Annotated in this window: 13 protein-coding genes; 5 read left to right on the forward strand and 8 right to left on the reverse strand. The window is 44.3% G+C overall.

Annotation, left to right across the window (positions count from 1 at the left end):
- Positions 1–72: 72 nt before the first annotated feature.
- The 4 genes from oleC to AAA952_RS00385 form a co-directional block, all read right to left on the reverse strand.
- On the reverse strand, positions 73–1,917 hold the full coding sequence (gene oleC, locus AAA952_RS00370) for an olefin beta-lactone synthetase (protein WP_338253426.1): 1,845 nt from the start codon (positions 1,915–1,917) through the stop codon (positions 73–75).
- Positions 1,917–2,828: an alpha/beta fold hydrolase gene (locus AAA952_RS00375; protein ID WP_338253428.1), complete on the reverse strand. Its 912-nt coding sequence runs from the start codon at positions 2,826–2,828 to the stop codon at positions 1,917–1,919. Before AAA952_RS00375 ends, oleC begins: the two co-directional genes overlap by 1 nt.
- Before the next feature lie 168 nt (positions 2,829–2,996).
- Entirely contained in the window at positions 2,997–4,046 is a 1,050-nt protein-coding gene (locus tag AAA952_RS00380; protein ID WP_028760522.1) for a 3-oxoacyl-ACP synthase III, read from the reverse strand.
- A gap of 253 nt (positions 4,047–4,299) precedes the next feature.
- On the reverse strand, positions 4,300–5,646 hold the full coding sequence (locus AAA952_RS00385) for a methyltransferase (protein WP_338253431.1): 1,347 nt from the start codon (positions 5,644–5,646) through the stop codon (positions 4,300–4,302).
- Positions 5,647–5,806: 160 nt separating this feature from the next.
- Between AAA952_RS00385 and AAA952_RS00390 the strand changes: the two genes are divergently transcribed.
- Complete coding sequence (locus AAA952_RS00390; protein WP_338253434.1) at positions 5,807–6,040, forward strand: DUF1289 domain-containing protein; 234 nt, start codon at positions 5,807–5,809, stop codon at positions 6,038–6,040.
- A 57-nt stretch (positions 6,041–6,097) separates the two neighbouring features.
- Here AAA952_RS00390 and AAA952_RS00395 read toward each other — a convergent pair whose 3' ends face one another.
- The 3 genes from AAA952_RS00395 to AAA952_RS00405 all read right to left on the reverse strand — a co-directional run bounded on the left by AAA952_RS00395 (position 6,098) and on the right by AAA952_RS00405 (position 9,583).
- Entirely contained in the window at positions 6,098–6,460 is a 363-nt protein-coding gene (locus AAA952_RS00395; RefSeq protein WP_028760525.1) for a YajD family HNH nuclease, read from the reverse strand.
- Positions 6,461–6,626: 166 nt separating this feature from the next.
- The gene (locus AAA952_RS00400) at positions 6,627–8,603 is read right to left on the reverse strand and encodes a BCCT family transporter (RefSeq protein ID WP_105249669.1); all 1,977 of its coding nucleotides are present in this window, start codon (positions 8,601–8,603) and stop codon (positions 6,627–6,629) included.
- Between the two features lie 398 nt (positions 8,604–9,001).
- Positions 9,002–9,583 carry a DUF502 domain-containing protein gene (locus AAA952_RS00405; RefSeq protein WP_028760527.1) on the reverse strand — a complete coding sequence of 194 codons (582 nt, stop codon included), beginning with the start codon at positions 9,581–9,583 and terminating at the stop codon, positions 9,002–9,004.
- Between the two features lie 187 nt (positions 9,584–9,770).
- Here AAA952_RS00405 and AAA952_RS00410 point away from each other — a divergent pair, with 187 nt between their 5' ends.
- Positions 9,771–10,166 (forward strand): VOC family protein, encoded by a 396-nt coding sequence (locus AAA952_RS00410; RefSeq protein WP_338253441.1) that lies wholly within the window; start codon positions 9,771–9,773, stop codon positions 10,164–10,166.
- A gap of 221 nt (positions 10,167–10,387) precedes the next feature.
- Here AAA952_RS00410 and AAA952_RS00415 read toward each other — a convergent pair whose 3' ends face one another.
- A complete protein-coding gene (locus AAA952_RS00415) occupies positions 10,388–10,612 on the reverse strand; it encodes a hypothetical protein (RefSeq protein WP_212600067.1) in 225 nt (74 codons plus the stop codon).
- 414 nt (positions 10,613–11,026) lie between these two features.
- Between AAA952_RS00415 and AAA952_RS00420 the strand changes: the two genes are divergently transcribed.
- The 3 genes from AAA952_RS00420 to AAA952_RS00430 all read left to right on the forward strand — a co-directional run bounded on the left by AAA952_RS00420 (position 11,027) and on the right by AAA952_RS00430 (position 13,453).
- A complete protein-coding gene (locus AAA952_RS00420; RefSeq protein ID WP_338253444.1) occupies positions 11,027–11,902 on the forward strand; it encodes a phosphoribosyltransferase-like protein in 876 nt (291 codons plus the stop codon).
- 3 nt (positions 11,903–11,905) lie between these two features.
- Positions 11,906–12,253: a hypothetical protein gene (locus AAA952_RS00425; RefSeq protein ID WP_338253446.1), complete on the forward strand. Its 348-nt coding sequence runs from the start codon at positions 11,906–11,908 to the stop codon at positions 12,251–12,253.
- Between the two features lie 165 nt (positions 12,254–12,418).
- Complete coding sequence (locus tag AAA952_RS00430; protein WP_338253448.1) at positions 12,419–13,453, forward strand: reverse transcriptase family protein; 1,035 nt, start codon at positions 12,419–12,421, stop codon at positions 13,451–13,453.
- Positions 13,454–13,664: the final 211 nt, after the last annotated feature.

A 13,664-nucleotide genomic window follows, 5' to 3' on the forward strand; every position in this document is an offset into this window, starting at 1 on the left:
AATAAGCGAGTTTGTTCAAATGAACACAGAATATAACGTAAAAAATGCAGGAAAAAGTCGTAGAGGTTTAAATCAACCTTTCGTTTGTAATTGTGCCCAAACGGCTAATTTTTCTCTAAAAATCTTGGCATTATGCCGCACATCCACAGGGAAATCAGGATGAATAAGAAACCGCCTTATGCCCTGAGTCTGCGTAAATTGCTCGGCGATGGCGATCAAATCTTGGTACAACTGCTGACTCTTATTGCACACCAATGACTGGTCGAGTTCGATACAAATTAATGGCTCTATCTCGTTCGCCACTTTCACTCCCACTAAAGCGGAGCGCTTCACATTGGGATGCATATTAAAAATGCGCTCGCAGGGAATGGAATAATAACGTTTAGCAAACAATCCGTTAAGGGTAGCGTCGACTCTGTGGGCCTTACGACCACACATCCACAGAAGACCTTGATCATCAAGATACCCCAAATCGCCCATGCGGTGTCTAACGGTATTGTTTGCCGAGTCCCAAATCTTGGCCGCCGCAGTCGCGCGTTTGCCTTGGCTTTCGTTTTGGCTAGCGTGCTGACTATTGTTTAGATAATAGGACTGACTCACCATAGGTCCCTGCACGACTATCTCGCCGATTTCACCGTTATTCAACTGTAAGGCATCATCCCACTCGGGAATAACCTCTTCGCTGATAGCAATAATGCGAATCGTCACGCCATCGATAGCGCGACCGACACAGATACCACCGCCGTTATCTGTGATGTCAGTCGTGGCAAATAACGCATCGCTGGCAATCATACTAATAGGCAAAGATTCGGTTGCGCCGTAGGAATTTAAAATCGGCACACCTTGGCTCAGCATCTTACTAAAACGGGCGATGGAGGCAATGGTGGCTGGCGCACCCGCGGAAATCACCCGCTGTACGCTAGGCAATTTATGCTGTTTTTGTTCCCCCGCACGGCCTAAACGTTCGAGCAAAGCGGGATTAACAAAAATATTACTGCATTGATATTTCTCAATCGCGGCAAACAGGAATTCAGGATTGGCGGTAATGGGCTTGCTGGCATCCATTTCAGGAACAATAGACGCCATACCCAGTGCGGGACCAAAGAGTGAAAACAGTGGAAACGTGGCGAGATCGCGCTCGCCATGGCAAATGCCATAATCGTTTTTTAATGCTTGGATTTGTGCCTCAAACATACCATGGCTATACACCACCCCCTTAGGCGTGCCAGTGCTGCCACTGGTAAATAAAATCGCCGCTATCTCATCAGATTTAAGCATCACCATGGGATATTCAGACTTTGGAGCAAAAGATTGCACTAAGGTGCTTTGCAGCAGAGTCGATAAACTTATCGCACCAGTAGCGATGCGGATTAACTTTGCCGCTAAGCCTGTTTTGCCGTCATCGACATTGAGTAATGACTTAATACTGCCCTTACCCCAACCAAATAAACGTCTAGCAATATGAGCCTTGGGAATACCGATAAAGGCATCGGGCGCGGCTTCAGCAAAACACTGTTTAAGATTGCGGATCCCCATGCCGGGATCAACTAGGATAGGAATAATCCCCGCTTTAAACAGCGCAAAAGTAAGTGCAAAAAAATCCAAACTCGGCGTGACCATAAGCACAGCCTTCATGCCGCGCTTAATGCCATGGGCGTTCAGCGCAAAGGCTATCGCATCGCTTTGTCTATCCAGGTTAAGGAAGTCCAACTCGCTGTAACGCAAATTCGCCACAGAAGCGCCCTGAGCGCTTTGTACAGCGACCGCAAGATGATGGGGAATGGCATGGGCGGCTTGCTTGAGATGACAACAAATATTGGCATCATTGATTGTTGCTGACGCAGAAGTGCCACTTAAAAGTGACTTTTCCAACTGCGTCACTAAAGGAGCAACTTCAATCTCAAGCAAGGTCGACATTAACCTGCAGCCTGTTCGGACTGCGCCGCTTCTACGTGGTCGTCAGCCATAAAGCCTTTGATATGGGCAATCACTTCATCGCTGGCATCTTCCAAAATGTAGTGACCACAATCGGCAAATTCATGCACTGTCGCATGGGGCATGTGTTGGCGCCATTTCGCTAAAAAGTGCTTATCGAATACAAAGTCCTTGAGGCCCCAGCAAATCAGGGTCGGCACTTTAGCAAATTTAGGTAAACTCGCAGCAATATCAGAGACTAATTGATAATTTCTATCGCCTTCACGCAGTGGAATATCCTGCACAAAACGCAGCGTCGAAATGCGATTGGCCCAAGAGTTAAACGGCGCGACATACGCCTCGCGAATGTATTTCGACATCGGTTGGCGCTTAACACCCACATAGGAAGCAATAGACGAAAAGGCATTGAAACCGCGTACCAACACTGTACCTAACAGGGTATTACGACAAATCCACAGCGGCCAAGGGAATGATTTAGTCTCGGGCAAATGGAAAGCACCCGTGTTCAATATCACTAGGCGTTTAATGCGATCAGGATAACGCGCCGCATAACCCATACCTATCATGCCGCCCCAGTCGTGTACGACTAAGGTAATGTTTTCTTTCACATTCAGGCTATCGAGCAGGGCTTCGAGATCATCGATACGGTTCTTAAGGGTATAGTCATAACCACTGTCGTCTGGCTTATCCGACAGGCCACAGCCGATATGATCCGGCACTATGCATTGGTGAGTGTCTTTTAAGGCGCTAACAAGATTGCGGTAGTAAAACGACCAGCTAGGATTACCGTGAACCATCACCACAGGCTCGCCTTGCCCCTCGTTGATATAATGTAGCTTGTTGCCATTACGGCTCAGAAAATGACGTTTAAAAGGCAACAGAGTGTCTAACATGACGCTTCCTATCTTGATTCTTTATGAGAGCGAATAACGGGTTATGTACAGCTGGCTTAGCTTATCGACAGAACTAAAGACTAAGCTATCAACTGAATCATGGACTTACTGGGTTGACTCGAATGTATGCCAGCCATCAAGCAAAGGCGTGAAAAGGTGCAATGCACCCTACCACTTAATGCCTAACATCATGCAATTCAATCCACTGCCTATTCCTAAAAAGCTCACTTGATCGCCCGCTTGTAAAAAGCCTTGATCGTGCGCCATCGCAGCGGTCACAGGTAACGACACTGTGCCCATATTGCCCAGTAGCTGATACGTTGGAAATTCTTTTTCGGGGGGAATATTGAGCGCACTCAGTACTTGCTTACGATTTGAAGCGCCTACTTGATGGCAAATCACTTTGTCCACTTGCTCAACCAGCCAATTACGCTGCTCAAGGAAATGCTCCCAAGTGTGCTTCGCCAATTCAACGCCTTCTTTAAGCAAGGTAACGGCATCGGTACGCATAAACTCGCGATACAGGTTATGCCCCACTTCCTGCAGACCCCATTGACACAACTGATGATGCTCAGGCGCCGATAAGTGCGATGCACCCAGCAATTGATGCTGACGCACATTTGTCAGCGGCAAGCTGCCATCGGTAAGGATCACCGCCACGGCACCAGAGCCACCGGTTAAGGTCGCCAGTGACTGGGCAAAATTCTGCATGGTCGGATCGGCCAACATGTTATCGATAGTGACATCGACAATATCCCGCGCCGACTCACAGGACACCACCATACCCGCCTTGATTTGACCCAACTCAATACGGTTCGCGATATCTAAAATGCCCGATAACACCCCAAGGCAAGCGTTGCTGATATCGTAAATCGCAGTGTCTTTTGACACACCCAATTCGGCAGCAATACGACACGCGGTTGCGGGCTCATGTTGATCGCGGCACACGCCGGTATAGACAACAGCACCTAAATCGGCGACATCAATCCCAGTTTCAACCATGGCTTTACGGGCAGCTTTAATCGCACCGTCGGACAATTGATGTCCTTTTGGCCACCAGCGGCGTTCGGTAATCCCAGTCAATGCGGCAAGCTGTCCCATAGGAATACGGAACTTTTGATACAAAGGAGCAAGACGAGACTCTAGCTCACTACTGGAAACCACAACAGGCGCCAGTTCATAGGCCAGGCTATTAATAAATACGCGGGAATATTTCATGAAACTGTTTTATTCGCTCACTAGAATGACTGACCAGCAGGTCAGCTTTCAGTTGTTATTCGTCATTAATGCGACATTTGAACAAGAAAAGCCCGATGATTCAATAAAAAACCATCTTGAGTGTAAGACTTGTCTCACAGCGCAGGTTCCAAACACGACGGCCCTGAATTCACTATCACTAAACTTAAATGCGCTAATATAGAAATAATTCATAAAAAACATCACAGTACAGCATATTTTTAGACGCGCAAAATTATACCGCCATTTTTTGCGCTAAAATCAGCGTATTTCTTGGTGTGACGCTGTTTGCACAAAATTCACCCACGCAAACACCATATCCTTGTTCCTGCAAAAAACAAGCGCGATCTAAGATGAGCCACTGCTCCAGCGCGCTGCGGAATAAATGCGCGACTAAATCAATACGGCGAGTTAATTGTTGTCTTTGTCGCCCAACGTCAAGCCAAGCTTCAAAATCCCTGTTTTTTGCAAGATTAACGGCCTTAGTCTCGGCTGCCCACAGGCAAAAATCCGTAAAACTGCCGCTCAATTGACTCTGTTTTAACGAGGGTAAAGGCAAATATTCGTCGATTTGTCGACATTCACGTTGCAGTGCATCAAAGCCTAAGCGCCACGCAATTTCTTGATGGCGTAGCGCCTGCTGTTTGGGATTAGCGATCACACTCTGCTGTAGCGGTAACTGTAAATCATGGCGACTGAGCTTTAGGCTGCTCTGCTGAGCAAGAATGGATAACGGCTGATAATGGCTCGCTTGAATTAAATGATAGCAACAAGGAGAAATCGCCAATGCCTGCGTGCCCGCCTCGGTCGCCAATGTTAACAGCCGAACATGCAAATCTCCGCAGGCATGCAAAGCAACCGCTTGCTGCCGTGCAGTTAACGGATTGGCATTTGAGGCATGTTCAGCTTGTGCTTCAACTGTAGTTGTAGATGTGTTTGTCACAGCATGTTCTGTACCAATAGCAAAGGCATCGGCGCAAATAAAAGTCTGCGATAACTGCAACTTATCAGCAAAGGCCTGCCCTGCTTCACACAGCGGCGCTTGCCATTCTAAACTCACCACTTCGGCGCCGCGAGCTTTAGCGATCAAGCGGCCCAAATGCCCTTTACCCGCACACCATTCCAGCACAGGTAAATTAAGCTGGGGTAAATGCTGCACAAAGGCGGTAATTTGCTGCCATTTTCGGCCTTTAATGTGAGCACTAAAGTGCGCCTCATCATCAAAGGACAAACCGCGGTCCTGCGCTTTATCTACCTTTGTGGTATCGGTAATTGCAATATCAGCAATGGCAGTGGTAAGCAATGACAAGTCCCAATCTTGGCATAATGCCCTAAGATCGCGGTTTAATGCCGGTGACAGCGCCTTAACCAGTAAAGATTGCTCGGCATCAAGTCCATCAAGCTCATCATCAGCCAGCGCCCACACAGCTTCGGCCAACTGCGGAAAATCCTGTGCCCAAGGCAAAGCGTTCACTTCAAATGCACGCACTTGCCACAGGGCAGCACTCTTTTCAAGCAATTGATTAAGCTTGCTAAATCGCTGTGAGTAAGTGAATTGTTGCTGCAGATTATCTTGGTTCACGTCATGCCCAGTGTAAAAAATACTTGTCTCGTATTAGGCTGAGTAAATCTGCCCTACGGATGACTTTACGCGAAAAAATGTTAGTATCGCGCCCGTTAAAAGCACTCAACCTGACTGTTAACTACAAACCATGGTCAGCAATACCCTGAAGAGGACACACATGCTTTCACCTTGCGTCGCACGCTGCGGTTTAAATGACGAAGACTACTGCATGGGCTGCTTTCGACATATCGATGAAATTGTCAGTTGGCGTACGAGTAGCGAAGCGCAACAGGCAGCCATTTGTCAGCAACTTACCGCCCGTAAAGCTTTATTTGAAGGCAGTGAAAACCAGCATATTTTAAGTCGTGATAAATGGTTAGCTGCCGAAGCGCGTTTAACCGACAAAGACTAAACGCCGCCTGCTAACGCCACCCTCTGCGCAAGCTCATCCTGCTAACAGCCCACAAGACTATTTTTTCAGCATTGATTTTAAGTCAGCAAAGGGATTGTAGGTCGCCGCCGCTTGCTTGGTTTCTGTGGTGCTACCGTAACGGATCAATTCTTCAAAGCGAGAATGTTCGTTGTCATGGCAATAAAGACATAATAATTCCCAGTTTGAACCGTCTGACGGGTTGTTATCGTGGTTATGATCCCTATGATGTACAGTCAGTTCACTTAAGTTTTTTGGGGTAAATTCGCGGGTACAGCGGCCACACACCCAAGGATAGAGTTTTAACGCTTGCTCACGGTAACCGCTCTCACGCTTAGCTTTGTACTCCCGCGCATCGGCTAATACTTTATCTAACTTACTCTGGCCTGGCACTGATGACATAGTGTAATCCCTAAAACAAACCCTAAAAAAATTGCCCCCAAGGATAATCCGAGTTATCACTTGGGGCAATATCTCCCGCACTTTGCGGGTTAATGGTGCGCGATTTGTAGACGTAAATGGTTAAGCCGACCTAGGTTACTGGCTTAGTTTACTTAACTTACGTTACTTAGCTTACGTGGGCATGATCGGCATTCGACAGATGCAAATAATGTAAGTATTTTTCATACTGAGTCACCACATCCGCGAGGATTTGCTCTTCGGTATAACCCATCACATCGTAATGCTGACCACCTTGTTCAAGGTACACTTCGGCGCGGTAATACAAGGTATTGCCCTGCTCGATTTCAGTCCCTATTGGGTTAGTGATGTCAAAACAACGCGTTCGTACACCGTAAACAAAGGGCAAATTCACCTCATTGCTGATCACTAATCGCACGCGGCCATCTAAATATTCAAGATCGGCCACAATGCCTTTAGCCATAAAGTGTTGGCACACCTTAGACAAAGCTGGCGTAGCCACATTATTCAAGAACACTTGCGCTTCTTCATGGGTAGGATGCGAGACTAAAACCCCAATACGCTCTTCCCAGCTCATATTAGTTTTGGCGTATTGCACACTGGTATTGTGTAACTGCACGCTATTAATCTTAAGCCAATCATTTTTCAGGGCTTTAAATAGGCCCAGACACATGAATAGCATCACCACTAAGAACGGCATAGCACTAGCGATTGCCGCCGTTTGCAGCGCCTGTAACCCACCCGCTAACAACAATACCGACGCAACGACCCCTTGCAACAGTGCCCAAAAGATCCTCTGCCATACGGGGGCATTGTTATCACCGCCCGAGGTTAGATTATCAATCACTAAGGATCCCGAATCCGACGAGGTCACAAAGAAGGTCACGACTAAACAAATCGCAATCCCTGAGAGTAAGGTCGGGAACGGCATGTGCTCGAAAAACACAAACAAGGCCACTGACACATCGGTATTCACCGCCTCGGCAAGATAGGTCGCGCCGTGATTCATAATCGAATCAATCGCCGTATTACCAAATACCGTCATCCACAGAAAGGTCAACGCCGATGGCACAAATAACACACCAATCAAAAACTCACGGATGGTACGGCCGCGGCTTACACGTGCAATAAAGGTACCGACAAAAGGAGACCAGGAAATCCACCAGCCCCAATAGAGCAAGGTCCAGCCTCCGAGCCAATCTTCCTTATGTTCATAAGCGTACAAGTTAAAGGTTTTACCCACTAAATCACTTAAGTAACTACCGGTATTCTGCACAAAAGCCTGCAACAGCATAACCGTAGGGCCAAGGATCAAGACGATAAGCAATAAAATAATCGCGAGACCCAGATTAAGTTCGCTTAAGCGTTTCACGCCTTTATCGAGACCAGAAAATACCGATAATGTCGCCAATAAAGTAATGCCGATAATCAAACACACCTGCACCACAGCATTATTAGGTAAACCTTCAAATAGATAACTCAACCCAGAATTGACCTGCAATACCCCAAAGCCCAGTGATGTCGCCACCCCAAACATAGTGCCAAGCACAGCAAAGGTATCCACTGTATGGCCAATAGGACCATAGATGCGTTCACCAATTAAGGGATAAAGCGCACTTCGCGGCAATAACGGTAACTTATGTCGATAAGAGAAATAGGCCAGACTCAATGCCACCACAGCGTAAATCGCCCAAGCATGCAGTCCCCAATGGAAGAAAGTAATCTTCATTGCCTCTTTTGCGGCAATAAGACTCTCAGGGGTTGCATCCGGCGGCGCCAGATAGTGCATCACAGGTTCAGCGACCCCAAAAAACATCAAACCTATGCCCATACCCGCCGAAAACAACATGGCGATCCAGCTTTTATAGCTGTAGTCAGGCACTGAATGATCTGGTCCTAGTTTGATATCGCCGAAGCGACTAACCATGACAAATATGATAAAAATCAGGAAAAACGCCACACTTAGAATGTAAAGCCAGCCGGCTTTCATTTCTATCCATGACTGCATTGATCTAAAAAAGGTGTTTGCCTCTGTGGGCCATACTGCGCAAATCATCACCATCAAGATGATGAAAAAGACCGACGAATAAAATACCGGCGGATTAATACTAGACTTGATTGACATTGACTCTCCCTATTTCTAGCGGGTTCACACTCCAAATATCTCAACATACCAACGGAGAGATAGAACAAAACTTATACTCAAAATATGCTTAATGCTGCGGGGCTCATCTATGACCAGTATGGGGGAAATCCCAAAGATCAATGCAACGACTCGCTATGACTAAACGTGACAGGATCTGAAAAACGGGATTAACAACACACGACTTTTTTAAGCCAATGATTGATGGATAAACAGAATTAACACCACTAAGGCAGCTAACGCCCACCTTTAGCATAAAACAAATATATTACTAGAATATTCAGCATAAAAAATGGCGACCATGTTGGTCGCCAAAAAATTATACCACAAAAATCATCAAATTTAATTTTAAACGCTAAAACGCACAAACCTTTATCTGATTACTTAGTCGGTGACTGCGAGATACCAGCAGTTAAATTGAAGCGCATCGCCTCTTCAAACGACCAATCAACCATAATTAAATCATCCCGCTTAACTAAGCTCGTCACGCCTGCCATTTGGTAACTCAATTGGAACAACACAGGCACCCAATCGCCCTCAGGCAACGCATCTAACAATGGCTGCGGCGGCGTATCTGTCATAATAAAGCCCACCACAAAACTGCCATTCGCCTGTTTCACTAACACTGTCTTTTGGCTTGTTGGCTTACCGTCACGATTCATCAAAGAGGCGATATCACGGATACTGCCATAAACCGATTTAAACAGTGGGAAACGCATCAACTGGCGCTCAAGCCAACCATAAAGCCACACAATCGGGCTGACAGAAAACAACAGGCCCACCGCAAAAACTAATGCCACCACCAGCATAAAACCGGCGCCAACAAAGTGTTGGTTAATCCCTACCAACTCTAAAATCACAATTCCTAAACCATCTAACGATACAAACAGCGACCAAAACAGCCACAAACTCAAGGCCATAGGTAATAGATTCATTAAGCCGCGGGCTAAGGTTTTCTTCATAACTCTCTCATTCAGTCATAGGGATATAGTAGGCACAAAATATTTACGCAAAAAAACGCCACAAATGCTACCACAGAGTCACTTTTGCACCAGCACATGATGTAAGGTATCTGACTCTTATTCGTCTCAAGTGTAGAGATAGCGTTCAAAATCAGAGCCCACTCTGAGCCATTCTAAGGAAAGTAAAATGCGCGTAACCCGCTTAGATCATTTGGTCTTAACCGTAAAAGACATCGCCGTCAGCGTCGAATTTTATCAAACCGTGCTCGGGATGAAGAAAGTGGTATTTGGCAATCAGCGTATTGCGTTAAGTTTTGGCGATCAAAAGATTAACTTGCACCAAGCGGGCGCCGAATTTGAACCTAAGGCCGCGGTAGCCACGCCCGGCAGTGCCGATCTATGTTTTGTAGTCAGCCATAACATAGAAGAAGTGATCGCGCATTTAAACGCTCTTCAGATTGAAATCATTGAAGGCCCAGTGCTACGAACCGGCGCCACAGGCCGGATAAACTCCGTCTATATCCGCGACCCAGATTATAACCTGCTTGAGTTATCAGAATATTTGCCCGCCTGCACAGGGTGAGCGAATTTGGGTAAAGGTAAGCGAAGTTAGGAAAGTGTAATCGGTCAGTTCTGCTAGCACGCGGCGAGCAGAACTGCAGCTGACGTTATACTGGTTCACTGTTGTTTGCGATAAGACTCTCGACAGTTGAGTGGCATTTATTGTCATTACTTCCCCAGTGACTCGTCGTCTCTTTATTTAACAAGAAGCATCCCTAAGGGCTCTAATAAAATATCCATGTTTTAGAAGGTCACTGGTGCAACAATGCCAATCCTCATTAACCCTTCAGCTGTTCGTTTAGCTAAAAAGATATTTGCACCAAAGCAAGATAATTTTATCGTCAGTTGTGCAGTATTCATTGTCATTGTTTCCCCTGTGACTCGCCATAAACTCGTCCCTGAGGGCTCGACGACGGCATCCATGCCGCCAACGGTCACAGTTGCAACAATGCCAATCTTAACTAACACTTCTGCTGTTCGTTTAGCTAAAAAGCTATTGCCCCATTGAAAGTTACGATAGATTGGCTTCTCACTTCACCTATGAGTCATTTGACTTACTTTTCTTAATGCCAGTAAAGTGTCTATAGGAGCGAGGTAACATCACTGTATTGTCTCAGTCTAAAAAGAGGGTCGCGTATGAGTAAAGAAATTTGCAAAAAGTGTAAAGGTAAGAAGATAAATATTAGTATCATCAAGCGCCTCTTTAAGAAGCACCTCACCAAGGATGACTATGAGCCTATAGAATGCCAGCGCTGTAATGGTACTGGTATAGAGCCATAGATAAAAGCGGAGGTTTTTCTTCCATTATCATCAACTCATAAGTTAACTGGTGTAATCTCATAACCCTTTCGCCAAATATCACGCTATGGAAAGTTTAAATGTATGGATCTTTATCAACCAAAGGCACACAGTGCCGATGACTTTTATGCCATCGGAAGATACAAAGATGAAGTAGAGTGGCTCCGTGATGAGTGCTATGACTCTGGTTTAACCACTTTACTTACAGAATTTCAGAACGAACCAGAGCGTCAGCTGATACTGAAGCTCCTGAGCCGAGTACAGCATTTTCAGATTTCAGATAGGGTTAATGGCATTGCTCTCTTGGTAAAAGAAATAGAGAAATTACAATTAGACCCCATGAAAACGCTAATAGTCGCTACAGCAAAAGAGTCAGAGTCTGATGGCTCTAAGGCATGGCAGTATTTCTTTAAGTTTTTCCTAGCTCAACACAGAACTTGGAATGAACATTCTTTGGTTTCTTCCCTAGAGTCTAGTTATCAAAAGTTAAATGAAAGAGCTTACGAAAATGTCATTATTTTTGATGATTTTATAGGCTCAGGGGAAACAATGGTCAAAAAAGTTAATGAGTTCTCTAGCAACTTAAACCAGCGTAAAATAAAAGTACCTGAGATTCACATTTTTGCTCTTGCAGGTATGGAGTTTGGAGTTAGGTATATAGAGGATAAATTAAATAGAAATGTTGTTTGCCCCGTATTGGTTAAAAAGGGGATATCTGAACAAGAACTGAATGAACAACAAATAAACGATGAAATCCAAGTAATGTTGCGAATGGAAAATTCCCTAAAAGAAAGGTATCAATCGAGTTCATTCATTGGCGTTTATAGCTTGGGCTTCAAGAAATCTGAAGCGTTGTATCAAGTTCAGTTTACAAACTGTGCTAACAATGTGTTCCCAATATTTTGGATGGCTCCTAGAGGTAAAGGTAGATTTCGAAACACACTTTTTTATAGGTTGTAATGCATGGTTAGTAAATCGAATGTTTCATCTGTAATAAAACTTGTAGCCGATGGTACAGTTCATAGCCTTTTCGAGCTAAATCAATTATATCGTTTCTCTTATACTCAAGCGAAAGAGGTTATTGAAAGTTTGTCTGAGATTGGTGTTCTTGAACTTACAGGAGATAGTTTTAAATTAAAAAAACAGATAACCAAAGAGCAACTAGTGTATTTATATCGAACTATTTGTTATCGGTCATTATATTTAGAGCGTGATGTCATTGATGAATATAAGAACAAGGCTTTAAGTATTAATGCTTTAGTAATGCCTAATTTTAAAAGGTTAGATGAAAAATTACTTGTTGACGAGTAGTCAATTTAGCATAAAATAGTCAAGTGCTATCCAGTATTAGTGTTGGAGCCTAGCTCCCATGGGTGATTCGCCTATGCCGTTGAGGTTTTTTTTAACCTCACTTCGTTCTTATAATTTCTAAAGATGTTGTGATACTGGATAGCCACCTATCTCACGGAGCCAGATTTGAGTCCAGAATACAACAGGTGGTTAGATTACCTCAGTTCTAATGGCGTGCAAAAAAAACAAGCATCTATTCTTGCTGAGTATGCTGATAACCTCGTTAAATCCAATCTCCCAGTTATATTTGAGATTGAGCACCTTTCTAATTTGCTAGGTATCGAGCTTAGTCTACTAAGCCGAATGTCGGGAGCATCGTCACTTTTTTATCGTGATTTTTGCATTCCTAAGAGGCGGGGTGGGGTTCGTGAAATTTACTCTCCATACCCAAAACTTGCATATGTTCAGCTTTGGATCAAAGGAAATATACTAGAGCGTTTACCAATTAGTGATAATGCGTATGCATACACAAAAGGGCGTTCCCATATCCAAAACGCACGTGCTCATATTGGTGCTAGAGAACTCTTGAAGATAGATGTTAAGGATTTCTTCAATAAAATCAAAATATTGTTAATTAAACAAGTGTTTCTCAACTGTGGGTATACCGATAATGTAGCATCTGTTCTTTCGAATCTTTGTTCCTATTACGGTGTATTACCTCAAGGAGCATCTACAAGCCCAATTCTGAGCAATATTATCCTGAAAAAGTTAGATTATGATCTTCAACACATTGCAGAAAGGTATTCTCTTATTTTTACCCGCTACGCGGACGATATTACTTTCTCTGGAAACTCTATCTCAGAAGATGTTTGCAATGAAGTTATACAGTATATAGAGAGATTTGGGTTACCTGTAAATGAGGATAAAGTTCATTTGCTAAAACCAAAAGACAAAAAGATCGTTACAGGTTTGATCGTGACAGATAACTCTCTTCGTGTTTCCAAACAAATGAGGCGAGCATATCGTCAAGAAAGTTACTATCTAATTAAGAATGGAGAAAATCAGTTTGATGGGACGACTAAACCTCTGAAACCTCTATACTTAGATGAAGTAATTGGTAAAGGAAGTTATATATTACAAGTGGAGCCTGAGAACGACTATGTGCGGAATACGCTTCGAGAACTATCAAAACTTAAGAGTCGATTGTTTTCGAATGTATAGAACCTTTGTCAGCTTGTTTTTACGGGTATTTATCTTAAGGATTCGTTAACTGCTTTGACGAATATATCGGATTCTTGGTAGTAATAGGCTTTTTTGTAGTAGCTGCATCGTGATTTTAACTTTAGCCATCTTTTTCAGAGTCATATACTTGAAGTTATCCATTAATTTCTAATTTAGCGAAATAAATAACTTATTTCTGTCCCAAAGCATG

The organism is Shewanella sp. M-Br (genome assembly GCF_036245925.1).
GTDB classification, from domain to species: domain Bacteria; phylum Pseudomonadota; class Gammaproteobacteria; order Enterobacterales; family Shewanellaceae; genus Shewanella; species Shewanella oncorhynchi.